The 22915-nt window shown below is 44.5% G+C and carries 25 protein-coding genes; 5 read left to right on the top strand and 20 right to left on the bottom strand.

What is annotated here, in order from left to right:
* Nucleotides 1-35: 35 nt before the first annotated feature.
* Nucleotides 36-254, bottom strand: a complete 219-nt coding sequence (gene cspD / locus ACYX4N_RS12315; protein WP_014949330.1) for a cold shock domain-containing protein CspD — start codon at nt 252-254, stop codon at nt 36-38.
* A 245-nt stretch (nt 255-499) separates the two neighbouring features.
* On the opposite strand from cspD, the gene clpS reads away from it, so the two are divergent.
* Together clpS and clpA are read left to right on the top strand one after the other, a co-directional pair.
* Nucleotides 500-820 (top strand): ATP-dependent Clp protease adapter ClpS, encoded by a 321-nt coding sequence (gene clpS, locus ACYX4N_RS12310; protein ID WP_118495106.1) that lies wholly within the window; start codon nt 500-502, stop codon nt 818-820.
* A 24-nt stretch (nt 821-844) separates the two neighbouring features.
* Nucleotides 845-3121: an ATP-dependent Clp protease ATP-binding subunit ClpA gene (gene clpA, locus ACYX4N_RS12305; RefSeq protein ID WP_474807054.1), complete on the top strand. Its 2277-nt coding sequence runs from the start codon at nt 845-847 to the stop codon at nt 3119-3121.
* A 163-nt stretch (nt 3122-3284) separates the two neighbouring features.
* On the opposite strand, the gene infA is transcribed toward clpA, so the two are convergent.
* The 4 genes from infA to trxB form a co-directional block, all read right to left on the bottom strand.
* The gene (gene infA / locus ACYX4N_RS12300; protein WP_008844395.1) at nt 3285-3503 is read right to left on the bottom strand and encodes a translation initiation factor IF-1; all 219 of its coding nucleotides are present in this window, start codon (nt 3501-3503) and stop codon (nt 3285-3287) included.
* A gap of 75 nt (nt 3504-3578) precedes the next feature.
* Complete coding sequence (locus tag ACYX4N_RS12295) at nt 3579-4301, bottom strand: arginyltransferase (RefSeq protein WP_476054218.1); 723 nt, start codon at nt 4299-4301, stop codon at nt 3579-3581.
* A complete protein-coding gene (gene aat, locus ACYX4N_RS12290) occupies nt 4298-5044 on the bottom strand; it encodes a leucyl/phenylalanyl-tRNA--protein transferase (RefSeq protein WP_476054217.1) in 747 nt (248 codons plus the stop codon). Before aat ends, ACYX4N_RS12295 begins: the two co-directional genes overlap by 4 nt.
* 51 nt (nt 5045-5095) lie before the next feature.
* A complete protein-coding gene (gene trxB / locus ACYX4N_RS12285; protein ID WP_476054216.1) occupies nt 5096-6061 on the bottom strand; it encodes a thioredoxin-disulfide reductase in 966 nt (321 codons plus the stop codon).
* A 581-nt stretch (nt 6062-6642) separates the two neighbouring features.
* Here trxB and yfbV point away from each other — a divergent pair.
* On the top strand, nt 6643-7092 hold the full coding sequence (yfbV, locus tag ACYX4N_RS12280) for a terminus macrodomain insulation protein YfbV (protein ID WP_179983305.1): 450 nt from the start codon (nt 6643-6645) through the stop codon (nt 7090-7092).
* A gap of 122 nt (nt 7093-7214) precedes the next feature.
* Here the strand turns inward: yfbV and ACYX4N_RS12275 are convergent, their stop codons facing one another.
* The 3 genes from ACYX4N_RS12275 to ACYX4N_RS12265 form a co-directional block, all read right to left on the bottom strand.
* Nucleotides 7215-7667 carry a SprT family zinc-dependent metalloprotease gene (locus ACYX4N_RS12275; protein WP_476056444.1) on the bottom strand — a complete coding sequence of 151 codons (453 nt, stop codon included), beginning with the start codon at nt 7665-7667 and terminating at the stop codon, nt 7215-7217.
* 89 nt (nt 7668-7756) lie between these two features.
* Nucleotides 7757-9622, bottom strand: coding sequence for a signal peptide peptidase SppA (sppA, locus tag ACYX4N_RS12270; protein WP_476054215.1), 1866 nt, complete (start codon nt 9620-9622; stop codon nt 7757-7759).
* A 195-nt stretch (nt 9623-9817) separates the two neighbouring features.
* Entirely contained in the window at nt 9818-10003 is a 186-nt protein-coding gene (locus tag ACYX4N_RS12265) for a hypothetical protein (RefSeq protein WP_476054214.1), read from the bottom strand.
* A 44-nt stretch (nt 10004-10047) separates the two neighbouring features.
* Here ACYX4N_RS12265 and ACYX4N_RS12260 point away from each other — a divergent pair, with 44 nt between their 5' ends.
* On the top strand, nt 10048-10659 hold the full coding sequence (locus ACYX4N_RS12260) for an HvfX family Cu-binding RiPP maturation protein (protein WP_476054213.1): 612 nt from the start codon (nt 10048-10050) through the stop codon (nt 10657-10659).
* A 181-nt stretch (nt 10660-10840) separates the two neighbouring features.
* A complete protein-coding gene (locus tag ACYX4N_RS12255) occupies nt 10841-11392 on the top strand; it encodes an NAD(P)H nitroreductase (RefSeq protein ID WP_476054212.1) in 552 nt (183 codons plus the stop codon).
* Nucleotides 11393-11523: 131 nt separating this feature from the next.
* On the opposite strand, the gene ACYX4N_RS12250 is transcribed toward ACYX4N_RS12255, so the two are convergent.
* From ACYX4N_RS12250 to nadD, 12 genes are all read right to left on the bottom strand, one after another.
* Nucleotides 11524-12363 carry a DUF2797 domain-containing protein gene (locus tag ACYX4N_RS12250; protein WP_476054211.1) on the bottom strand — a complete coding sequence of 280 codons (840 nt, stop codon included), beginning with the start codon at nt 12361-12363 and terminating at the stop codon, nt 11524-11526.
* Between the two features lie 90 nt (nt 12364-12453).
* Nucleotides 12454-13461: an asparaginase gene (ansA, locus tag ACYX4N_RS12245; RefSeq protein WP_476054210.1), complete on the bottom strand. Its 1008-nt coding sequence runs from the start codon at nt 13459-13461 to the stop codon at nt 12454-12456.
* Nucleotides 13462-13599: 138 nt separating this feature from the next.
* Nucleotides 13600-14562: a lipoyl synthase gene (gene lipA, locus ACYX4N_RS12240; RefSeq protein WP_179983312.1), complete on the bottom strand. Its 963-nt coding sequence runs from the start codon at nt 14560-14562 to the stop codon at nt 13600-13602.
* Entirely contained in the window at nt 14555-15226 is a 672-nt protein-coding gene (gene lipB, locus ACYX4N_RS12235) for a lipoyl(octanoyl) transferase LipB (protein WP_476054209.1), read from the bottom strand. The genes lipA and lipB overlap by 8 nt, the downstream gene beginning before the upstream one ends.
* Nucleotides 15227-15490 carry a DUF493 family protein YbeD gene (gene ybeD, locus ACYX4N_RS12230; protein WP_474807034.1) on the bottom strand — a complete coding sequence of 88 codons (264 nt, stop codon included), beginning with the start codon at nt 15488-15490 and terminating at the stop codon, nt 15227-15229. It abuts the gene before it with no gap.
* A gap of 101 nt (nt 15491-15591) precedes the next feature.
* Nucleotides 15592-16776, bottom strand: coding sequence for a D-alanyl-D-alanine carboxypeptidase family protein (locus ACYX4N_RS12225; RefSeq protein WP_179983315.1), 1185 nt, complete (start codon nt 16774-16776; stop codon nt 15592-15594).
* Nucleotides 16777-17187: 411 nt separating this feature from the next.
* The gene (locus ACYX4N_RS12220; protein WP_476054208.1) at nt 17188-18198 is read right to left on the bottom strand and encodes a septal ring lytic transglycosylase RlpA family protein; all 1011 of its coding nucleotides are present in this window, start codon (nt 18196-18198) and stop codon (nt 17188-17190) included.
* 5 nt (nt 18199-18203) lie between these two features.
* The gene (gene rodA, locus ACYX4N_RS12215; RefSeq protein ID WP_476054207.1) at nt 18204-19319 is read right to left on the bottom strand and encodes a rod shape-determining protein RodA; all 1116 of its coding nucleotides are present in this window, start codon (nt 19317-19319) and stop codon (nt 18204-18206) included.
* A complete protein-coding gene (gene mrdA / locus ACYX4N_RS12210; RefSeq protein WP_476054206.1) occupies nt 19316-21232 on the bottom strand; it encodes a penicillin-binding protein 2 in 1917 nt (638 codons plus the stop codon). The genes rodA and mrdA overlap by 4 nt, the downstream gene beginning before the upstream one ends.
* Before the next feature lie 30 nt (nt 21233-21262).
* Nucleotides 21263-21733 carry a 23S rRNA (pseudouridine(1915)-N(3))-methyltransferase RlmH gene (rlmH, locus tag ACYX4N_RS12205; protein ID WP_474856232.1) on the bottom strand — a complete coding sequence of 157 codons (471 nt, stop codon included), beginning with the start codon at nt 21731-21733 and terminating at the stop codon, nt 21263-21265.
* A 114-nt stretch (nt 21734-21847) separates the two neighbouring features.
* Nucleotides 21848-22168: a ribosome silencing factor gene (gene rsfS / locus ACYX4N_RS12200; protein ID WP_118495087.1), complete on the bottom strand. Its 321-nt coding sequence runs from the start codon at nt 22166-22168 to the stop codon at nt 21848-21850.
* 17 nt (nt 22169-22185) lie between these two features.
* Nucleotides 22186-22887 (bottom strand): nicotinate (nicotinamide) nucleotide adenylyltransferase, encoded by a 702-nt coding sequence (nadD, locus tag ACYX4N_RS12195; protein WP_476054205.1) that lies wholly within the window; start codon nt 22885-22887, stop codon nt 22186-22188.
* Between the last annotated feature and the right edge of the window lie 28 nt (nt 22888-22915).

The raw sequence follows: 22915 nt of genomic DNA, 5'->3' as shown, positions 1-22915 counted from the left end.
GCCCGACATGAGGGTCAGGCTTTTTAAATTCTTTTTTAACGCTCTGGTTCTTCTTTGAAGCCAATGTTCTCAGCGTGAAGACCTTTAGGGCCCTGCTGAACTTCGAACGTTACTTCCTGACCTGCTTTTAGCGAACGATAGCCTTCCATTTGAATCGTAGAGTAATGTGCGAAAATATCTTCACCACCATCCTCAGGCACGATAAATCCAAAACCCTTTGCGTTGTTAAACCATTTAACTTTGCCAACCGCCATACTTCGACTTCCTCTTAATCCTTGAACTCACGAGTATATGTCCCCATTATAGATCCGGAGACACGGTGGAAAGAGTATTCACTATAGAAACTTTAAAGTGACTGCTTTAGAGTGACAAACGTGCAATACTCAAAACCACTATACAAAATGTAGATTTTTTAACCATATTATGTCAAGGGCAAATGTGAATAAATTTAGACAAAAGTTTGTACACATATGTGCCGGTATACCACTATTATTAAGTTATGAGTAAAGACAACGCTATTAGTATCGAAAAGGAAAAACAAAAAGACGCGCAGCGACAAAAGCCGCAGCCGCCTCCCATGTATAAAGTGTTGTTGAACAATGACGACTATACACCGATGGATTTTGTCATTGAGGTACTCAAAAAGTTTTTCAATATGGACGATGAGAAAGCCAACCAACTTATGCTGACCGTTCATTATCAAGGAAAAGCCGTGTGTGGCATTTTTACTGCTGAGATAGCAGAGACAAAAGTGATGCAGGTTAATCAGTACGCACGCAAACATCAGCATCCGTTGATGTGCACGATGGAGCAAGCATAAGGTTTTTTGTAGAGGGCGAGCAATATGTTAAATAAAGAATTAGAACAAACGTTAAACGACGCGTTTGTATTTGCCAGAGAGCACCGTCACGAGTTTATGACGGTAGAGCACTTGTTGTTGGCATTGCTTGATAACTCAGCTGCTCGCGATGCGCTCAAAGCGTGTGGTGCCGATATTGAGGCAATCAAAAGCGAACTGTTATCGTTCGTTAAAGACACCACGCCACTCATCTTAGATGACCAATTAAACGAACGGGAAACGCAGCCAACGCTGGGCTTCCAACGCGTATTACAGCGCGCGGTATTTCACGTGCAGTCGTCGGGCAAAGACGAAGTAACCGGCGCCAACGTGCTAGTGGCTATTTTTAGCGAACAAGAATCGCAAGCCGTTTATATCCTGAAAAAAGCTGATGTAACTCGTCTAGATGTTGTGAACTTCATCAGTCACGGCGTTAGTAAAGCTGATGACGATGAGCCCGTTAATCCTGAAGCTTCTGAAGAAGGTGAGTCGGGTGAAGAGGGCGGTTCTGCATTAAGCAAATACGCCACTGATCTAAACCGCCACGCTAAAGACGGTAAAATTGACCCGCTCATTGGCCGCGACTCAGAAGTAGAACGCACAATTCAAATTCTGTGTCGTCGCCGTAAAAATAATCCACTGCTTGTAGGTGAAGCCGGTGTAGGTAAAACTGCAATTGCCGAAGGTCTAGCTTACAGGATTGTAAACGATGACGTGCCTGAAGTTATCGCAGAAAGTACAGTGTATTCACTTGATTTGGGCGGGCTGTTAGCTGGCACCAAATATCGTGGTGACTTTGAAAAACGCTTAAAAGCGATTTTGAAAGAGCTTGGTAAAGACAAACACGCAATTCTATTCATTGATGAAATTCATACCATCATTGGTGCTGGAGCGGCGTCAGGCGGGGTAATGGATGCGTCTAACTTGCTTAAGCCTAAGCTATCTAGCGGTGAACTTCGCTGCATTGGTTCGACTACTTATCAAGAGTACCAGGGTATCTTTGAAAAAGATCGCGCTCTTGCTCGTCGCTTCCAAAAAGTAGATGTGACTGAGCCAAGTGTGAGCGATACGACCAAGATACTACTTGGGCTTAAGAGTCGTTATGAAGAGCACCACAATGTGCGCTTTACACAAAAGGCGATTCAGGCGGCCGCTGAACTGTCAGCCAAATACATCAATGAGCGTCATCTTCCAGATAAAGCTATTGATGTTATGGACGAAGCCGGCGCGAGCCAGCGTCTATTGCCACCGTCAAAACGCAAGAAGACAATCAATGTAGGCGATATTGAGCAAATTATTGCAAAAATGGCGCGTATCCCTGAGAAATCTGTATCGGCTTCTGACAAAGAGGTTCTCAAGAACCTAGGCCGCAACCTTAAGATGGTTGTGTTCGGTCAGGATAAAGCCATAGAGACGCTAAATGACGCTATTTTGTTATCGCGCTCAGGGTTAGGCAATGAAGCAAAACCTATTGGTAGTTTCCTGTTCGCTGGCCCTACCGGGGTAGGTAAGACAGAGGTAACACAACAACTGGCGAAAACCATGGGCGTTGAGCTAGTGCGTTTTGACATGTCTGAGTACATGGAACGCCATGCAGTAAGTCGTCTTATTGGTGCTCCTCCAGGCTACGTAGGTTTTGATCAAGGTGGTTTGTTAACAGACGCGGTAATAAAGAATCCGTACTCTGTCGTGCTGTTAGATGAGATTGAGAAAGCGCATAGCGATATATACAACATCCTTCTTCAAGTCATGGATCACGGTACGCTGACCGATAACAACGGCCGTAAAGTAGACTTCAGAAATGTTGTGTTGGTTATGACTACCAACGCAGGTGTGCAGGAAACGGTGCGTAAGTCTATTGGCTTTAAACAGCAAGACCATAGCCACGATGCAATGTCTGAAATCAATAAGGTGTTTACCCCTGAGTTTAGAAACCGTCTTGATGGTATTATTTGGTTTAATCACCTTGACCCAGAGATTATTCTACAAGTGGTTGATAAATTCATTATCGAGCTTCAGGCACAGCTTGACGTTAAAGGTGTGTCGCTAGAGGTAACCAGTGCTGCACGAGCTTACATGGCCGAGAAGGGCTATGACAAAGCGATGGGCGCACGTCCTATGGCTCGGGTAATTAAAGACGACCTTAAGAAAGAGCTTGCGAATGAATTATTGTTCGGCGAGCTATCTAAAGGTGGAAATGTGAAAGTAGATTGTGTTGATGACAAGCTTACCTTCGAATACTCAGGCGTTGATGCTAAGTCTGAGGAAGCAGAACCAAGCTAGAACAGCACGTTAATGCTGAACAGTGACCGAACGTAGCGTTAGGCAATACAACTGGGGTTGTTTATCTTAGCGCTACAGTTTCTTTTTGACGCTGTAACCACTAGATACGAAAAAGCCCGATATTCATCGGGCTTTTTTTATGCGTTACCGCTTAAATGGCTCATTATCTTGCGCGATAAATGATACGACCTTTGGTCAAATCATAAGGAGTCATCTCAACAGTGACCTTATCGCCAGTAAGAATACGGATATAGTTCTTACGCATTTTACCAGAGATGTGTGCAGTCACTACGTGACCGTTTTCTAGTTCAACGCGGAACATAGTGTTAGGTAGTGTGTCCAACACAGTACCTTCCATTTCAATACAATCTTCTTTTGCCATGTAAAGCAGTTACCTCAGTAATTCAAAATTTTTGCCGCGCAGACCTTACCCAATCTTGGGTTCGGTGTAAAGCAATTAAGTGTCTATTTTACTATTTTTGCTAAATAGATGCCATTCATTGTCACTAAACTGCTCAAATGGCAAAAATTTATGTTTGTAAGACATTTTTTTACAGCCATCTACGTAGTACCCCAGATAGACGTATCGATGGCCTAAAACCTTAGCTTGCTCAATCTGCATCAATATCATCCAGGTACCCAAAGAGGCTGAACTATAGTCGGGGTCAAAAAACGTGTAAAGCGCAGATAGCGCCCCCATGTGTTCGTTGGCATCGACGATATCAGTAACGGCTACAGCAATAAGCTTGTCACCATCATAGGCCTCTAAATAATGTGTTGTCATCCACTTACACAATACGAAATTATCAAACTGTGTTTTAGATGGCGGATACATACTGCCATCTGCATGGCGCTCTGTAATATAGCGTTCATATAGGGGGTAGTAAGTTGATTTGGTTTTATCGACGAGCTTAACACTAAAACCTTTATTATTTTTAAGTAGTCGCTTCTGACTACGAGAAGGTGTGAAATCGTGAACCGGTATTCGCACAGATTTACACGCTTGGCAGGCAGGACAGTGGGGGCGGTAAATTTGCTCGCCGCTTCGACGAAAGCCCGCTTGTATCAGTTGTGAATATCGCCACGCCTGAAAATCATTATCTTCGGCGTACACTAACAACTGCTCTTGTTCATCAGGCAAATAGCTACATGAAAATGACTGCGTTATACCAAACTTCACGGAGTAATCACTCTTGGCTTCCAACGATTAAGGTAGTCTTCAGACAGCCTACCGTCTTCGGTTAAAGTGTGGTTGTTTTTTTCCAGTTTTTCAATAAAGTTGTCGCGATGCAACACGGTAGCGCCCAGTGATGACAAATGATCAGTGGGAAGCTGGCAATCGATAAACGCCATGTTTTGCGATTTCATATGTTCGACCAACGCCAGCATGGCAAGCTTAGATGTGTTGCTTTCAATGTGGAACATAGACTCGCCGCAATAAACTTTCCCAATTCCCACGCCATACAGCCCGCCAACTAGCGAATCTCCACTCCATACTTCTACCGAGTGCGCTAAACCCAAACCATTCAGCTGCCGATAGGCGCCAATCATGTCGTCGGTAATCCAGGTTTCGCTGTTCAATTCACCCGTATTAGGGTTCTTACGAGGTGTTGATGAACACGCTTCTATCACCCGGTCGAACGCATGATTCAAGGTAACTCGATACTTCTTCTTACGAGCGAGTTTCTTAAGGCTTTTCGAAGCAACAAAGTTGTCGAGTTCGATAATGGCTCTTGGGTCAGGTGACCACCACAACAAAGGTTCGTCGTCGCTAAACCAAGGGAATATTCCTTGCGAATAAGCGGAAAATAAACGGGCTGGGCTGAGATCGCCACCAAACGCTAACAGGCCGTTAGGATCTTCCAATGCGGTATCGACAGAAGGGAAAGGAGCGCCTTCTTCTATGTAGTGTAACGCTATCATAATTCGCCAGAAAAAAAGCCCCACAGGAATGTAGGGCTTAGGTATAGAGTATTAACCTTGCTCAGGCATGGTACCGTCTAGGTACTTTTCGGCGTCTAACGCAGCCATACAGCCAGTTCCGGCTGATGTAATAGCTTGACGATAAATGTGGTCGCTCACGTCACCCGCGGCAAATACACCTTCAACGCTAGTTTGAGTTGCGTTTCCGTTAGTTCCACTATTCACTACGATATAGCCATCTTTCATTTCTAGTTGGCCATCAAAGATATCAGTGTTTGGCTTGTGGCCGATAGCTACGAAAAGACCCATAACATCAATCTCTTCTGTCGCCTCACTTTTAGTGTCTTTGATACGAACTTTGGTTACGCCCATCTCATCACCAAGCACTTCATCAAGGGTGCGATTTAGGTGAAGGACCACGTTGCCGTTTTCAGCTTTTTCGCGAAGACGCTTCTCTAGAATTTTTTCACTTCTAAAGCTGTCTCTTCTATGAATAACGTGTACTTCTGAAGCAATGTTCGAAAGGTATAGTGCTTCTTCAACAGCCGTGTTACCACCACCGATAACCGCTACTTTTTGGTTGCGGTAGAAGAAACCGTCACAGGTTGCACAGGCAGATACACCTTTACCCATAAAGGCTTGTTCTGACTCTAGGCCTAGGTATTTAGCAGAGGCACCTGTAGCGATAATTAATGCGTCACAGGTATACGTACCGCTGTCACCGTAAAGAGTGAAAGGGCGCTTTGAAAAATCAGTTTTGTTGATATGATCGAAAATAATTTCGGTATCAAACTTTTCTGCATGCTTTTGCATACGAACCATGAGATCAGGACCTGTAAGTCCTTCTGGGTCGCCCGGCCAGTTTTCTACTTCAGTAGTGGTAGTAAGCTGTCCGCCTTGTTGAATACCAGTTAACAATACAGGTTCAAGGTTTGCACGTGCAGCGTAAACCGCCGCTGAATAACCCGCAGGGCCTGAACCTAAGATAAGTAGACGGACGTGTCTGCTTTCTGCCATTTTCCTCTCCAAATAATTCACCCGTTATGGGTTACTTATAAAATTCTCTTAGAAAGCTAGGTAGGGGCGAAAATTCGTAAATCAAGCTCAATACCCAGTTACTTTTATTATAGTAATCTGCCAGCGCATTATCTGCAGGTCGTCAGTTAGTTGTGTTAACAAAAATAACAACTAAGCCATACAAGACTATGTTCAGGCTAAAGCGCTATATGATGCCTTCAAGTGCTAAAAATGTCACTTAAAGATAAGTTCAATTTATACCTTTTAATTATTACGATGCTTTTAACTTTGTAGTACCTTTAAAGCATAACCACTGAAATCAATGTGCTGAACGCATCTAAAAAGTAAGCCAGAGCGTAAATAGTCACGTGGGTTCGCTGAAGCGCTTTACAGCGCCTTAGACAAAACTTAATTACCCAAATCGTTATCTTATTTGATAAAATGTTTTGAGTCGCAGATACCTTGTAGAAGGTGCTGCGTTTAGCGCAAAAAAAACGAGTAAAAATCATGCAACTAAATTGTAATAGATAAAAAGCAGTTTACAATTTAACTATACCTATCTGAGAACGAAGAGGTGAACCATGTCTCAATCAGTAATGACAATGTTGAAAAACGGTCAGCAGTACATGAAGACATGGCCTGTGAGAAAAGAGCTTTATGCTTTTTTCCCAGAATGCAGAGTAGTAGCGGCCACCAAGTTTGCTATTAAAACAATGCCGCCGGTTGCTATGCTGTCGTGTGCGCTTTTGTACCAGAACTTAGGCACAGACTATCTTCCTCAAACTATTACAATAGGTGCTTTTTTTCTAAGCTTACCTATGCAGGGCTTGCTATGGTTGGGGCATCGCTCAGATCAGTATCTTCCACCACAGCTAAAAAGCTGGTATCAGGAAATTCATTCTAAAATGCGCACGCAGGGAGTGAATATCAGTAATGCCAAGTCAAAGCCTAAATATAAGGAGCTGGCTCAGCTACTTAAAACGGCCTTTAACGATCTCGATAACGCATTTACCAAACACTGGTTTAATTAAAAGCCATCTGTTGCTTCCAAACTCTTGTAGACTACTAATAGTAGTCTAGCTACTAGGCAAACTCTCACCCGAGAAATGAAGTGTTTAGGCGGCTCGTAGCTGTCTAGGCCGCTCGTAGCTGCTTATACGGCTCGTAGCACGGCCTGACACTTTCGACATTTGTACTGTCCGCCTTTCAAAATACTATTGTGTCTGCGCGTGGATAGTGCATAGGTGTCGCAGTCGCAAACGTACTGGAAGGTTTTCGTCACTCGTTTTACATCGAATTGATGTGTAGCGGCTGGTGTACGATTAAAAACACCATGCATAACCGATTGCCATTCTCTGCCGTGGGGCTGAACCTTTCCAAACAACGTCCATACCAGTAAATGACTAACTTCATGAGGTATCACGTCATTTATAAAGGCGTCGACATTTTCTTTGAAGAGAATAGGGTGAAAGTTCAGACGGTTTTGCTGTAAAAACGCCGTTCCCGCATTCCTACCGGAACGTCTAAACGTAATGGTCGGGCGTTCAAACTTTCGGTTAAAGTAACGCTCTGCTTGCTCAAAACAATAAAAAACAGCGTCGGTAATAACGCGACGCTGTTCGTGGTTTAGATCATTTGAAGCGATGTTTCTGCCTCACTCTATATCTTTTCGTATTCAACTGTATTCAACGTTAACTACTCGACATCACAAGGTAAACAAAGCACATAGGTTCCTTTAGGGTCGTTTAGCTTATTAACTAAACTAAACTCTTTAAGTACGCGCTTAAACTCGTTAACGAGTGATGAGTCGGCGTGGGCAAACTGCCACTTTCCTACAAACGTCATGGCTTGACCGAAAAATTCTTTCCAGAAAATCTCCTGTGCGGTTAACGTGCGCTGTACATAGAAGGTGTCATAGTTCTCAAGTTCTGCAATCTCTGCGGCGGCAGCGACAGCGTCATCAAGTGTTCCTAACTGGTCAACTAATCCTAGCTCAATTGCATCTTCACCAATCCAAACGCGACCTTGTGCAACGCTATCCACTTCCTCAACTGACATACCACGAGCGTTAGACACTAGCGATAAGAAGTTACCATAAGTATTTTCAACGTTACGCTGAAGAATTTGACCAAACTCTGGTGCAAGAGGGCGTACAGTAGAAAAACCAGCAAGTTCTGTTGAGCCTACACCGTCACTGTGAATGCCCAAATAATCTAGCGAGTTTTCGTATGTCATGAACATACCGAACACCCCGATAGAGCCTGTGATAGTGCTTGGGCTCGCGATAATTTTGTCGGTACTTGCCGCTATCCAATAGCCACCAGATGCTGCGTAAGTGCTCATAGACGCAATAACAGGCTTACCTGCTTGTTGAAGCTGTAGTACTTCTTGGCGAATGATTTCAGAGGCAAACGCACTGCCACCGGGTGAGTCTATTTGAAGGACAACGGCTTTAACGTTGTCATCTAAACGCGCTTTTCTCAACAGGCGAGCGGTACTGTCTCCGCCTATAGAGCCAGCTTTTTGATCACCATCTAAAATAGTGCCTTTAGCAACGACGATAGCCACTTTATCCATGTCTGACTCAATGACAGGCATAGGTGGGTTAACGACTTTGAGGTAAGAGTTAAATGTAGTGAGGTTTACACCGTGTTTGTTATCACCTTCACCCACTAATTCGGTTAACTCTACTCTCACTTCTTCGCGAGTTTTCAACGCATCAACCCAGTCGTTTTCAAGCGCGTACTGGGCGAAGTCACCACCGGCCGCTTCAAATTTTGCTAATAGGCCTTGAAGTGTTTCATCGAAATTTGCTTCATCAATACCGCGAGCAGTCGCAACGTCAGCTTTATATTGGGCCCAATAGCCGTCTAACCATTGTTTCTCTGCTTCTTTAGCTTCCTCAGACATATCATTTCGCATGATAGGCTCGACGGCAGATTTATACGTACCCACACGGAAGATATGGGTTGTTACTTTTAGCTTCTCAAGCATGTCTTTAAAGTACATGCCGTAGCGCCCGTAACCTTCAAACATTAATCCGCCCATTGGGTTTAGGTAGATGTTGTCTGCGTGTGCTGCCAAGTAGTATTGGTCTTGCGAAAAGTAATCGCCAATGGCGTAAACGGGTTTTCCTGATTCTTTAAATGCATCGATAGCGTTCGCGACAGTGCGCAATTTATCTAAACCGCCACCAGTTAACCCATGAAGGTCAAGCACTAGGGCTTTTATGCGTCGGTCTTTCTTGGCATTCTCTAAAACCTTCATAACATCGCGAACGAGTACTTCAGGGTTTTCGGGCTCGCTACCAAGCGATTCCTGCAAGAACTGTTCAAATGGGTCGATACTTTCCTTTTCAATAACGAGCTTACCGTTCAAGGTAAGAAACAGCGCGCTATCTTTATTTACTGATAACGGCTCATCGCCCTGACCGGCAATGGCGATGATCAACCCAACAAAAATAACAATGAATATCACATTAAAGAAAAGTTTGCGGGTGAAGTTAAGCACCGTCCACAAGCCAATAAACAAGGATTTAGTCCAATTTCCTTTGGCTGCCATTTTTATCACTACCTTTTTTGAATTAACTAATCAGAGCAAGATGAAACAGGTGTATCAAGCCCAATGTACTGCATCCTATTATGTTACCTAAATCGGGTAAGATCGCGAACTTAATTGTAATTTTTTGTAAGCATTCTTGGGTTGTGTGCCGGTATCGAAGAAATTTAAATTAAAAACAGCGTTGGTTAGTGTAGGTCACAGGTTTGTTTCATCCTGCGCTAGCCATTTACTAATTAACTTAGCTATGCGCGCATGATCTTCTTCGCTCATCAGCATGAGAGGATTGCCATTACGTGCTTTGTAGTTTGTTTTTTCTTGGCCTTTTCGCATTATTCGAGAGAAAGGAGATGGCTTATTTTTGTGAGGTGAAATTTTTTTCATAAAGCGCCGTTCTTATTTTCTAAGCACACCGAATAGGTAAAACAATGACACATCTCTATCAACAATTTGTTACACGGCTACAGCTAGCCGATGGCATTCCATTGCTTTTATTACGCTTATATTTAGCGCCTGTGATGATACAGGCTGGGTGGAATAAAGCATCTAGTTTCGACAGTATAGTCGATTGGTTCGGAAACGACGATTATGGTCTTGGTTTACCTATACCTTTAGTGATGGCATTTCTCGCCACTGCCGCTGAACTAATAGGTGGCATTTTGTTGTTGTTTGGCGCGTTAACACGGTTGGTCAGTATACCCCTTATGATAACTATGGTCGTCGCCATGGTAAGCGTGCATGCTGAAAATGGATGGCTAGCTATAGCGGACGCTTCGTCTTGGTTAGCCGACGGTACTATTTTATTAAATGAGAGCATCATGGCTGCACCGGAAAAGTTGTCGGCTGCTAAGTCGCTGTTACAAGATCACGGTCACTATGACTGGCTAACCTCAAGCGGCAACTTTGTTGTACTTAATAACGGTATCGAGTTCGCGGCGACCTATTTTGTTATGTTGTTAGTCTTGTTCATTTATGGAGGCGGTCGTTTTTTCAGTGTGGATTACTATTTAGGAAAAATATTTAGTCGCAAAATGGATTAACTTAACGGCTATTTACCCTCAAAACATTCACATTAAAAGGCCGGAATTTTCTGGTCTTTTTTGTTTATCAGCCGTAGGATCTACCACATACTACAGGTATGCTTTTTAACCCAGCCATACCATTTTAAATACACGCTAGCATGTGGGCCAACAACCATATGAGTGAAAAGTAGGGACATAAATGGACGCATTAACATTATTACTCAACAGAAGCTCTCAGCCTCGATTAGAAGCACCGGCGCCAAGTGGTGATGCCTTGGAAAATATTATGCAGGCAGCCCTTCGAGCGCCAGATCACGCGTGCTTAACCCCGTGGCGTTTCATTGTATGTACAGGAAAGGGCCTAGACAAACTGGGTGCGCTTTACGAGCAATCGGCGATAGAAAATGAAAAGACGCAAAAGGAAATTGAGCGTGCAGTTCAACTCCCTAAACGCGCACCTATGATAATTGTTGCTATTGCAAAACACAAAGAACACGAAAAAGTCCCCCGCGTTGAACAAATTGCCTCTGCGAGTTGTGGTGTTATGGCCATGCAAATGGCAGCAGTCGCACAGGGATTCAATGGAATGTGGCGCACTGGTGGCTATGCGCACTGTGAAACAGTGAGAAACGGGCTAGGTTTAAGCGAAGAGGATGAACTAGTGGGTTTCTTATATCTAGGAACGCCGGCGTTTGAACCCGCACCTAAGCCGCAAAGAAATAGTGATGACTACTTTGAATATTGGCAGTAAGTGTTAGTTTCCTCGCTAAATCATCACAGTGACCAACATTCATAGCGAGCTTTTTTAGCTACAGGTCTGTTGTTGCTAATCCCCAACAACAGACCTAACACCAGACCCCAAAAACAGACCTAGCAGACGTTTTAAAACGATAGATCTACGTTGTAGCCAGCGAACTTTCTTATATTGATAACGCGGTCACCGTCTAGCATCCAATACTGACCTTTAACCCCCTGTAACACGCCGCTAAACGACGGGTCCTTATCAAGATTCAAAGATTTTATCTTAACTGGGTACTCTTCTACAGGGTAGTGAATGTCGTGTATCGGCGTAGACACTTCTGAAACGGCCTGAAGCCCTTTCTCTTGTTTTAACGCCTCTAAATCATTTTCAATTTTGCTCATCAGCTCTGATTTAACCTGCTCTAAGTCGACCTCATCGGGCTTTCCTTTAAGCATTGTGCGCCAATTGGTCTTGTCGGCAATATGGTCTTTGCATAAGGTTTCAACTAACCCGCTTGTCAGCCTGTCAGGCACGCGCAACATAACCGTAGCCTGGGTTGCACCTTGGTCCATCCAGCGTGTAGATACGCCATCTGTGACTTGACGGGTAATACCTACTTTTACGGTGCCGGTATTTGCCAAATAAACAAAGTGTTCGCTAAAGCAATGTTCTTCGCCCCATTGAGGCTCTCTACACGTACCTTCGTGGTAGTGGCACTTTTCTGGTTTAATAATACAACTGTCGCATTGAGCAAGTGAAATTAGGCAGGGGTAGCAATACCCCTGGTTAAAACTCTTCTTAGTTTTACGATTACAATGAACACAATTAATCTCACCCGAAAAAGTAACGGACACCTCTTTACCGATAAGCTCGTTGATATCTAACAATACATCGCCAATAGGCAGTGTATAGTTTACTTTGTTGTTTTCATCAGCAGAGGTACGCATCTTTTTCAGCATACCCGTATAATTTGTTGTCACTTTTTAAACCTTTAATCTTTGAAATCTTTCTTACTTGGCACTATTGCTACGTTTTAAATAAAACCTTCAACATTAAACTTTCAATGAAGCTTAGTCGCTTAATTCGCCACGCAGATTTTGCGTTAGTAACTTGCACACTTCTTCAAAAGGAAGCCCTTTACTTAATAAGTAGTGCAGTTTGGCAAGAGCGGCCTCAGGGGTCATATCGCTACCTGACAAGACGCCCACTTCCTGCAAACCGTGTCCTGTAGCATAACCACCCATATTCACGCGACCACGCATACATTGGGTGCAATTTAAAACCGGTATTTCACGGGATTTAGCGTATTTAAGCTGCGCAATAAGCTCTGGGTTCTGGGGGGCATTCCCCACGCCGTAGCTAAGTAAGATCAGCGCATTTACAGGCTGCTGCAGGGTGTTTTTAATTACCTCTGGTGCAATGCCCGGGTATAAACTCACCATGCCGATAGGCTGTGCCGACACATTAGATACGGTTAAGTTGTTGGTGGGCGTTTTTGCGAGTTCTCCCGCTTTAACGCGGATATTAATGCCAGCCTCTAATAGAGGAGGGAAGTTAGGCGAGTCGAATGCGCTAAATCCATCTGCATCCACTTTACGACTCCGGTTACCACGTAAAAGTCGGTTATTAAAGAAAAGTCCGACCTCAGCGATAGGGAAGTTCGCGGCTACAAATAACGCATTGAGTAGGTTAACTTGGCCGTCTGAACGAAGTTCAGCTAAAGGGATTTGTGACCCAGTTACTATTACTGGTTTAGACAAGTCCTCTAGCATGAAGCTTAGCGCTGAGGCGGTGTAAGCCATTGTGTCAGTGCCATGCAATATAATGAAGCCGTCGTACTTGTCGTAGTTATCGGCGATATCATCGGCAATACGCTGCCAATCCGTAGGATCCATATCTGAAGAATCAATGAGGTTGTCGTATTCATGGAGCGTAAAAAGGGGCATCTCCGAACGATGAAACTCAGGCATATTTTTAAGCGTGTCTGACAGGAAGCCGGCGGCTGGAACGTAGCCCTGTTTAGATGGCTTCATACCAATTGTTCCGCCTGTATAGGCGATATAAATATGTTTGCGCATGAAAATGCTCTTACCCTTCAAAGCCCTTAAAAAAGGGACTGCGTATTTTGAGGGCATTCTAACAAGACCTACGGGTTTGTCACCCAGAAATAGGGGCATAAAAAAAGCGGTGGAGACCACCGCTTTATGTCGCATTTTTTATTTCACTTCCTTGCCCGCTGCCTGTTGGTCGGCGTGGTAGCTAGAGCGAACCATAGGGCCGCATGCTGCGTGGGTGAAGCCAATCTCTTTAGCATAGTCACCTAGAGCATCGAATTCTTTCGGGTGAACATAACGTTTAACCGGGTAGTGGTGTCGGCTTGGCTGAAGGTATTGACCTAAAGTTAGCATATCAACGTCGTGAGCACGCAAGTCATCAAGTACGCCTTGAATCTCTTCGTTCTCTTCACCCATTCCCATCATAAGGCCTGACTTAGTCATAACATCTGGATGCTGTGCTTTGAACTTTTTAAGTAAGTCCAGTGACCACTGATAGTTTGCCCCTGGACGACACTCGCGGTATAAGCGCGGAATGGTTTCAAGGTTGTGGTTAAATACGTCGGGTACGCCGTTTTTGAAAATCTCAAGCGCACGGTCCATACGTCCACGGAAATCAGGGACTAACACTTCAATGGTTGTCGATGGGCTGTGTTCGCGAATTGCGTTAATGCAGTCTACGAAATGCTGAGCTCCGCCATCGCGAAGGTCATCGCGGTCAACCGAAGTGATCACCACATAACGCAGGTTCATTTCGGCGATGGTTTTGGCGAGTTTTTCAGGCTCTTCTGCACTAGGCGGAAGCGGCTTACCATGGGCTACATCGCAGAAAGGGCATCGACGGGTACAAATGTCACCTAAAATCATGAAGGTGGCGGTACCGTGATTAAAACACTCCGCTAGGTTAGGGCAGCTTGCTTCTTCACACACAGAGTGAAGATTATTTTTGCGCAGCGTTTTCTTGATGTGGTCAATTTTCTCGGTAGTACGAGGAAGTTTGATTTTGATCCACTCAGGCTTACGCAGCATTTCTTCCTTTTCTGTAGGAATAATGGTGACGGGTATGTGTTTTACTTTTTCATCATCGCGAAGTTTTACCCCCGCTTGAGGTCGTGCGTTACTCATCAAAACCTTCTTTATATGTTGGCTGTGCAAGGGAAAGCGCTTCTAGCAACAGGTGCGTTAATTCCTTACCAGCGGTTTCAAGTGTCGTTGGACCATTAAGGCGCGCGGTATCGATCATTTCCATACCGGCGTAACCACATGGGTTGATACGCTGAAACGGTGATAGGTCCATATTAACATTTAAAGCCAAACCGTGAAACGAGCAGCCATTACGTATTCTTAAACCTAGCGAACAGACTTTCTTCTCGTCGACGTATACCCCAGGCGCGTCGGGCTTTGGATAGGCCTTGACGTCATACTTGGCAAGTAGTCCGACCACTGCTTCTTCCATTGCAGTGACTAAATGACGTACGCCTAGCTTGCGGCGCTTTATATTAAGCATCAAATAAATGACTTGCTGGCCTGGGCCATGGTAGGTAACTTGACCGCCACGGTCTACCTGAACCACGGGTATATCGCCAGGCATCAGTATGTGCTCAGCTTTACCCGCTTGCCCTTGAGTAAATACCGCATCGTGCTCCACAAGCCATATTTCATCTTGCGTATTCTGGTCGCGCTCATCAGTAAAGCGTTTCATCGCTTCAAAGATTGGCGCATAAGGCTGACGACCTAGTTGACGTACAATAACGCCATCTATGGTAGCCGATGTCGACTGCTCATTCACTTAAAGTACAACCCTAACAAGCTCTAATTTAGCTAACTCAGTGTAAATGGTTTCCATATGCTCTTTGCTGGTTACGCGCACACTGATAGACACCGAGTGGTAAGTACCTTTACTGCTTGGTTTCACCGTAGGTGAATAGTCGCCAGGTGCATGCTGTTGAAGACATCCTACTACCTGTTCTGGTAGGTCTTCGTGGGCAACGCCCATTACTTTAAAGGTTTGGTTTGTTGGAAAATCTAGTAGTTCGTCGAAACGGGTATCCATGCGATATCCTTGGTACTTAAAATATCATATAAAAAAACGGCCAGATTGTAACAAATCTGGCCGCTTCACAACTAGCTTTTTAACGTTTTCAGTATGGTAACTTACTCGTCGTCAAAACCTAGCTGAAGCATAATGTAGTCTTTAGCGCGGTTAAAGAAGCTGCCTTCTTTTACTTCTTGAAGTGTTACCAAAGGGTAACTCGCTACATCTTCACCATCTAGCTGTAGGTAAAGTTTCCCAACAACTTGGCCTTTTGCAAGCGGTGCTTCTAGCTTGTCGTCAAGCTCAAAGTTAGCTTCTAAGTTTGCCGCCTGACCGCGCGGAATAGTAATGGGGGTAGATTGGTTAATTCCAAGGTCTACGGTTTCTCTATCACCCATGTAGATACGATGCGCGACAAAACTATGGCCAGCTTCATATGGCGTTAGTGTTTCGTAAAAACGGAAGCCGTATTTAAGCAGCTTCTTGTTTTCTACTTTACGCGCACGTTCGCTGTCTGTGCCCATAACCACTGAGATTAGGCGCATTCCGCCTTGTTCCGCTGAAGTAATTAGGCTGTAACCCGCGTCCGACGTGTGGCCAGTTTTGATACCGTCAACGTTTAAGCTTTTATCCCACAGTAGGCTGTTGCGGTTGTATTGCTTAATACCGTTATAGGTAAATTCTTTTTCGCTGTAAATTTTGTACATTTCTGGTGTCTCAGCAATAAGCGCGCGAGACAAAACAGCCATGTCACGTGGTGTAGTGTAGTGGTCGGGGTCGTGCAAGCCGTGTGCGTTTACCCAGTGAGAACTTGTCATACCAAGTGATGCTGAGTGAGCATTCATCATGCTAGCAAACGCAGATTCAGAGCCTGCAACGTGTTCGGCCATTGCAACACAGGCATCGTTTCCTGATTGCACAACAATACCGCGAAGCAAATCACTTACAGAAACCTGCGTTCCTACTTCGATAAACATTTTTGATGAATCTGGGAATTTCTTTGCCCATGCATTCTCAGAAATAGTAACTTCATCGTCTAGACTAATGTTGCCCGCTTGAAGCTCTTTACCAATGACATAAATTGTCATGATTTTGGTTAAGCTTGCTGGCGCAAGTTGCATATCTGCGTTTTTTGAAGCTATAACATTACCGGTTTCATAGTCGGTAAGTAAAAAACCTTCTGCAGCTACAGTGGGGGCTGGCGGTGTCACTACCGCAGCGTTAGCTGTATGCAGTAATGTCCCCATTACCAAAAAGGCAAATGAAAGTAATGACGGTTTAGCGCGTTGAATTATTCTGAGCATGGTTCTAATTTCTTTGACCGTTTATCCGTGTGAGTTAAAGCTTACCTTGTTATTGCGATAACCGCGAAGCGAATACCTTAAAACATGGCTACCCAATTTTAGCTTTTATCCAGTTCGTATCCGAACTCTGACTATTTACCCATATTTTAGTGGGGCAATAAGAGATCTTAACGAAAGGCTGCTTATAAGACTAGGTTTTATCAAAAAAGTTTAAGGGATAGTAGGGATAAGACGAAGAAACCGTGATATTGCCTGCTGAATGACACAAAGCTGCCACAATGTTGTTGATTTTATAAACGGGCATACATTGGCGAAATAACAAGTTCTTACTTATTTGTGGGTGTTGGCAACCTTTAGTGGGTATGAACAACACTGTACATGAAGACTGGCTACTGATAACCCGTTTACAGTTTATAGCGTTTGTGTAATTGCGTAAGCGTTAGGGTAACCGTTTTGCTTTAACTGCTCGAGCACTTCTGCCACGACAGCTTCGTCGTGAATAGGCCCAAGCTGGAGCTTATAAATGTTATCAGCCACGGGCAAATGAGCGGGAATTTGATACAAGGCCGACAGTACGTTGGAAATGGATTTCGCCTTTTCCGCGTTTGAGAGCGCAGCAACTTGTATGTAAACAGCATCGGCAACTGTATTGCTGCTTGGTATACTTGCTGTTTTATCAGCTGCCGCTGAATCGAGAGGGGGCTTAGGCGTCGTACTGGCTACCTCTGAAGGAGGAGCTACAGCTATGCCTAAGTACTCATCGTAGGTCACCGTTGGGTTATTGCCTACCGTGACATTGTTTTGTTCATCAAAATGGATAACTTCCAATTTAACTTTTGCCGTACCTTTACTGTGATAGCCAAGTTTCACTGCGGCGGCGTAAGATAAGTCTATGATTCTGTTATCGTGAAACGGACCGCGGTCGTTAACGCGAACTATGGCTTGCTTGTTGTTTTCCAAATTAGTTACGCGTACATAAGAGGGAAGCGGCAGTGTTTTATGAGCTGCGCTCATAGCAAACATGTTATAGGTTTCACCGTTTGAGGTTAAATGACCATGAAACTTTTGACCGTACCAACTCGCATAGCCCACCTCTTCATAGCCTTTACCGTCATTCATAGGGGTATAGTGTTTACCAAGCACCTTGTAGGGCCTGCTGTTGAACATGCGATAGGCTTCGTACTTGGGTACCGCGTCTAATGTCTCAGGCTTTTTGGCAACGTGTTTTGGTGCCGAATCTTGCTTTTGAGTGTAGCGGCTAGATTGAGAAGGCGCGCTTTGACACCCCACTAATACAATGGCCGTAATAACAGCCCCAGCCCAAGGCAATAAGTGCTGGCTTACAAAGCCTGCGTTTGCCAATCTTGCTTGAAATGAGCTCACATTAACTAAATTAAGTACCGGAAAAAGGCGCTGCAACATACAAGTTATCTAGACATTAAACGTTTTTGAGTAGCAATGGCCATAAGAATGCCAAAACCTGCCATCAAAGTCACCATAGATGTTCCACCAAAACTCACTAGGGGGAGGGGAACGCCTACCACAGGGAGTAATCCGGACACCATGCCCATATTCACAAACACATAAACGAAAAAGGTAAGGGTGATACTACCGCCGAGTAGTTTAGCGTAAGCATCTTGTGCGCGACTGGAGATGATCAGACCGCGCATAATAATAAAGATGTAAATTGCCATTAAGCACATGACACCGGTAAGACCAAATTCTTCGCTAAATACAGAAAAAATAAAGTCGGTGTGGCGCTCGGGTAAAAACTCTAGCTGCGATTGGGTACCCTGTAACCAGCCTTTACCATCAACGCCGCCTGAACCAATGGCAATTTTAGATTGGATAATGTGGTAGCCAGAACCGAGAGGGTCGCTTTCTGGGTTCAAAAAGGTAAGAACCCGTTGCTTCTGATAGTCTTTCATTAAGAAAAACCACATAACAGGCGCAAATGCACCGATAAGGCCGCCGACTATTGAAATAAGACGCCAACTCATACCTGCTAGAAATATGGCAAAGATGCCTGAACTCGCAATGAGCAGTGAAGTTCCTAAATCGGGTTGCTTAGCAATAAGAATAGTGGGCACAACTACCAAGCCAAAACCAACAATGATATGTGTTGTTCGCGGTGGCATAGTAAATTTACTGATATACCACGCCACCATCATAGGTACGGCAAGCTTCATTAATTCAGAGGGCTGAAACCGGATAAAGCCTAAATCGAGCCAGCGCTGTGCGCCTTTACCCATGTCCCCGAACAGCAATACGGCTATAAGCATTAATAGGCCAGCAGCATAGGCATAGGTTGAGAAAAACCTAAACACGCCTAAAGGAGCTTGGGCGAGAGCGAACATGACGATAAAACTAAATCCCAGCCTGATAAACTGACGCTCCATTTGCTCCATATCTTGTCCAGATGCAGAATAGAGCGTAAATAATCCAACGCAGCTTAACACTAGTAGACCAACGAGCAGCCAGCCATCGATATGAATGCGCTGAAGAAAACTTATTTTATTAGGGTTTATGGTGGTTCGTTTCACTGGTTTGTCCCTAATTTATTATCACTGTTTGCCGAGTCAGCTTTTACAGTTTCAAAGACACGATCTCTGAAATAAAAGTCCATGATTTGACGCGCGACAGGCGCTGCGTTCTTACTACCACCACCTACGTTTTCAAGTACCACAGTTACTGATATTTCTGGGTCATCAAAAGGAGCAAACCCTACGTACATGGCGTTGTCGCGAAGGCGCTCATCTATTTTTTCCGCATCGTATTCTTCATTTTGGCCAACAGTAAAGAGCTGTGCTGTGCCTGTTTTACCTGCCGAATCGTATGGCGTATCTGCAAACGCATGGCGTGCTCCGCCTTCATCGCCACTTACCACATCGCGCATGGCGTTTAATACCACGTCTAAATTTTCACGGTTTTTAATCTCTATAGGTCGTAGAGACTTAAGTGGAATAAGGTCAACAGAGCTATCTGTATTCATATAGCCACGAATAATTTGAGGGATGTAGCGTTCGCCGGCATTGATTAAGGTGTTAACTGATGTGTTTAATTGCACAGGGGTAGTGGTCCAGTAACTTTGGCCTATACCTACAGGTATAGTGTCGCCAATGTACCAAGGCTGATTGAATCGTGCGCGCTTCCAGCCTCGGCTTGGCATATTTGCGTCAGATTCTTCATAAAGATCGATACCGGTAAAATCTCCGAAGCCGAATTCATACATAGACTCACTAATCTTATCGATACCTAATTTATAGGCCAGTTCGTAGTAGTAGGTGTCACAAGATACCTCAATGGCTTTCGAGACATCTACTTTACCATGGCCCCATCGACGCCAGTCACGCCATACGTGGGACACATTGGGTAATTTATAGCGACCTGTATCGTTAACCGTATAGTCTTTTGTAATAACGCCTTCCTCGAGACCAACAAAACCTAAATGAGGCTTGATAGTAGAAGCGGGAGGGTATTGGCCTTGAGTAGCCCGGTTAATAAGTGGCCGGTCTGGTGAATTCAACAGCGCAGAATAATTTTTACTGCTGATACCGTGCACGAATAAATTCGGGTCGTAGCTGGGGTTAGAGTATAGGGCAAGCACGCCACCGGTTTTAACATCGGTTACAACTACTGCGCCGCGCATACCTTCTATTATTCGCTGAGCCTCTAACTGAAGCTCAAGGTCTAAGTTAAGCACTATATCTTTGCCCGGCGTTGGCGGCTCAACACTCAGCACACGAATGATACGACCCTGATTGTTTACTTCAACCTGCTGATAGCCGACTTTACCGTGCAGTAATTCTTCGTGGTATTTCTCAATACCTAACTTGCCAATGTCATGAGTTGCCGCGTAATTATCTTCTTGTCCCGCTTCAACAAGCTTTTGCAAGTCGCGCTTATTAATACGTGCCACATAACCGAGGGCGTGAGTGAGGGTTTCTTTGTACGGATAATGTCTAGCTAGACGGGCTTCAATTTGCACGCCGGGAAATTTATGTTTGCTGGCAGAAAAAAGCGCGACTTCCTCCTCGCTCAATTGTGTGCGAAGGGCTACGGGTTTAAATCGACGGGTTCCCTTAAGCGTGGATTGAAAGCGCTCTAACTCATCACTTGTGATGTCCATCAATTCGGTTAAATCGGCAAGGGTTTGGTCAATATCATCGACCTGTTCGGGAATAACTTCTAAGCTAAAAACCGGGCGGTTTTCCGCTAAAAGTACACCATTTCGGTCGTAAATAAGACCGCGGTTTGGCGCTATGGGTAAAACTTTGATTCGATTACCGTTAGAGCGGGTTTGGTAATCTTCAAATTGGGTAACCTGTAACGAATAAAGGTTGTTTAGCACAATGCCCAACATGGCAACAACGATAATAAAAGCGATAGTCGCGCGGCGAGCGAACAAGTTCGCCTCAGCTGAATGATCGCGAATTGCTTGTCGTTTTCGAGGCATTGACTTCCTTTGCATTAGTGTAGCGATTTCTTATTCACGGTGGTACGGGTGGTTTTGCGTGACCGACCATGCGCGGTATAGGCTTTCGGTAAGGATAATTCGAACAAGAGGGTGGGGAAGCGTGAGAGCCGATAAGGACCATTTTTGCTCAGAAACCGCAATACACTCAGGCGCCAATCCTTCAGGCCCGCCGATAAGAAGGCTTACATCGCGCCCGTCCATTTTCCAATTGTCGAGTTGTTTAGCCAGTGTAGGGGTGTCCCAAGGCTTACCCGTTACTTCTAAGGTAACAATGCGGTTTCCTTTAGGAATAGCAGCCAGCATTTGCTCGCCTTCTTTCTCTAAAATGCGCTTTATATCGGCGTTCTTACCCCGTTTACCTGCAGGAATTTCAGTAAATGACACCGGCATATCGCTGGGGAATCGACGAATAAATTCTTCAACGCCTGTGTTAACCCAGCCTGGCATCTTTGTTCCGACCGCCACAATTTGTATACGCACTTAATATACCCTTACCGCAGGAATGAGTTTTTCTTTTATACAATAAAGGCCATACGCTAATGAGGTATGGCCTTTATCGACCGTGTAACTATGTATTTCTAGCCAGCGTCTAAATTACTGCGCCCACAGCTTTTCTAACTGATAGAAGTCACGGGTTTCGTCCTGCATAACATGCAAGATAACATCACCAAAATCCACAAGAACCCATTCACCTGTTTCTTTACCTTCTACACTCCCAGGAGCATGGCCGGCATTTTTTGCTTCAACCATTACGTTTTCAGCAATAGAAGATACGTGGCGTTTAGAGTTACCCGAACAAATGATCATGGTATCTGTAATTGTTGATTTGCCGCGAACGTCTAGTTCGATAACATCACGGCCTTTCATGTCGTCAATTTTATCTTTAACAAACTGTTTGAGCTGTTGACTCTCCAAGAGCTTTCCTCACTTACTTAACTTTTATATAACTGATGTTCGTTTATGTAGGCTAATACGCTTTCTTCTAGCCAAGACTCGGCAGAAGTAGCCTTTAAAGCGTTTGGCGCATTCGCTTCGTCAGACGTGGCAGCATCTGCTAATACGTCACGAATTTCAGTAGATGAAACACTATACAGTGGTGTGTTGGTCAACACTACATGGCCTGAAGGTTTCGTGTGAATAACACTTTTATCGTTAGTCACATGACGATCTAACCAAGCTTGTATCGCAGGGGGAGGCGAAAATTCTTCGTCGTCTCTGCGCATAACCACTAAGTGACAGTAATCGAGCAGGTCTTCCCACTCGTACCATTTATCCAGATTATACAGTGAATCTGCGCCAATGAAAAAACAGATTGTATCATTGCTTTTTTCTTTCAACGCTCGCAGTGTTTTTACCGTATAAGAGGGTGACGGAAGCGTCAGTTCAATTAACTCTGGAATAAGTCTGTCATTGTTTTGGGCACAAAGTTCAATCATTCTTACCCGGTGGGTTTCTGAAACGCCTACCGACTTATGGGGGGCTAATTTGCACGGCATTAGATAAACAAGTTCAATACCCACTTCATCAGCGGCTTTCAGTGCAGCACCAATATGACCTTTATGTGGTGGGTTAAAAGTACCGCCTAGGATAGCTTTTACATGTTGGTTTGATTGAGAAGAGCGTGATTGACTCACTTGTTTATTTACCTTGTCCGTGCCTTGT

Source organism: Alteromonas sp. ABH4_452 (genome assembly GCF_056311825.1).
This window is presented reverse-complemented; position numbering and strand designations above follow the sequence as displayed.

What these genes read in the sequence shown, in the direction of transcription:
- cspD (WP_014949330.1), bottom strand. Translation starts at nt 254, where the DNA reads ATGGCGGTTGGCAAAGTTAAATGGTTTAACAACGCAAAGGGTTTTGGA.
- clpS (WP_118495106.1), top strand. Translation starts at nt 500, where the DNA reads ATGAGTAAAGACAACGCTATTAGTATCGAAAAGGAAAAACAAAAAGAC.
- clpA (WP_474807054.1), top strand. Translation starts at nt 845, where the DNA reads ATGTTAAATAAAGAATTAGAACAAACGTTAAACGACGCGTTTGTATTT.
- infA (WP_008844395.1), bottom strand. Translation starts at nt 3,503, where the DNA reads ATGGCAAAAGAAGATTGTATTGAAATGGAAGGTACTGTGTTGGACACA.
- aat (WP_476054217.1), bottom strand. Translation starts at nt 5,044, where the DNA reads ATGATAGCGTTACACTACATAGAAGAAGGCGCTCCTTTCCCTTCTGTC.
- trxB (WP_476054216.1), bottom strand. Translation starts at nt 6,061, where the DNA reads ATGGCAGAAAGCAGACACGTCCGTCTACTTATCTTAGGTTCAGGCCCT.
- yfbV (WP_179983305.1), top strand. Translation starts at nt 6,643, where the DNA reads ATGTCTCAATCAGTAATGACAATGTTGAAAAACGGTCAGCAGTACATG.
- sppA (WP_476054215.1), bottom strand. Translation starts at nt 9,622, where the DNA reads ATGGCAGCCAAAGGAAATTGGACTAAATCCTTGTTTATTGGCTTGTGG.
- ACYX4N_RS12265 (WP_476054214.1), bottom strand. Translation starts at nt 10,003, where the DNA reads ATGAAAAAAATTTCACCTCACAAAAATAAGCCATCTCCTTTCTCTCGA.
- ACYX4N_RS12260 (WP_476054213.1), top strand. Translation starts at nt 10,048, where the DNA reads ATGACACATCTCTATCAACAATTTGTTACACGGCTACAGCTAGCCGAT.
- ACYX4N_RS12255 (WP_476054212.1), top strand. Translation starts at nt 10,841, where the DNA reads ATGGACGCATTAACATTATTACTCAACAGAAGCTCTCAGCCTCGATTA.
- ansA (WP_476054210.1), bottom strand. Translation starts at nt 13,461, where the DNA reads ATGCGCAAACATATTTATATCGCCTATACAGGCGGAACAATTGGTATG.
- lipA (WP_179983312.1), bottom strand. Translation starts at nt 14,562, where the DNA reads ATGAGTAACGCACGACCTCAAGCGGGGGTAAAACTTCGCGATGATGAA.
- ybeD (WP_474807034.1), bottom strand. Translation starts at nt 15,490, where the DNA reads ATGGATACCCGTTTCGACGAACTACTAGATTTTCCAACAAACCAAACC.
- ACYX4N_RS12225 (WP_179983315.1), bottom strand. Translation starts at nt 16,776, where the DNA reads ATGCTCAGAATAATTCAACGCGCTAAACCGTCATTACTTTCATTTGCC.
- ACYX4N_RS12220 (WP_476054208.1), bottom strand. Translation starts at nt 18,198, where the DNA reads ATGTTGCAGCGCCTTTTTCCGGTACTTAATTTAGTTAATGTGAGCTCA.
- mrdA (WP_476054206.1), bottom strand. Translation starts at nt 21,232, where the DNA reads ATGCCTCGAAAACGACAAGCAATTCGCGATCATTCAGCTGAGGCGAAC.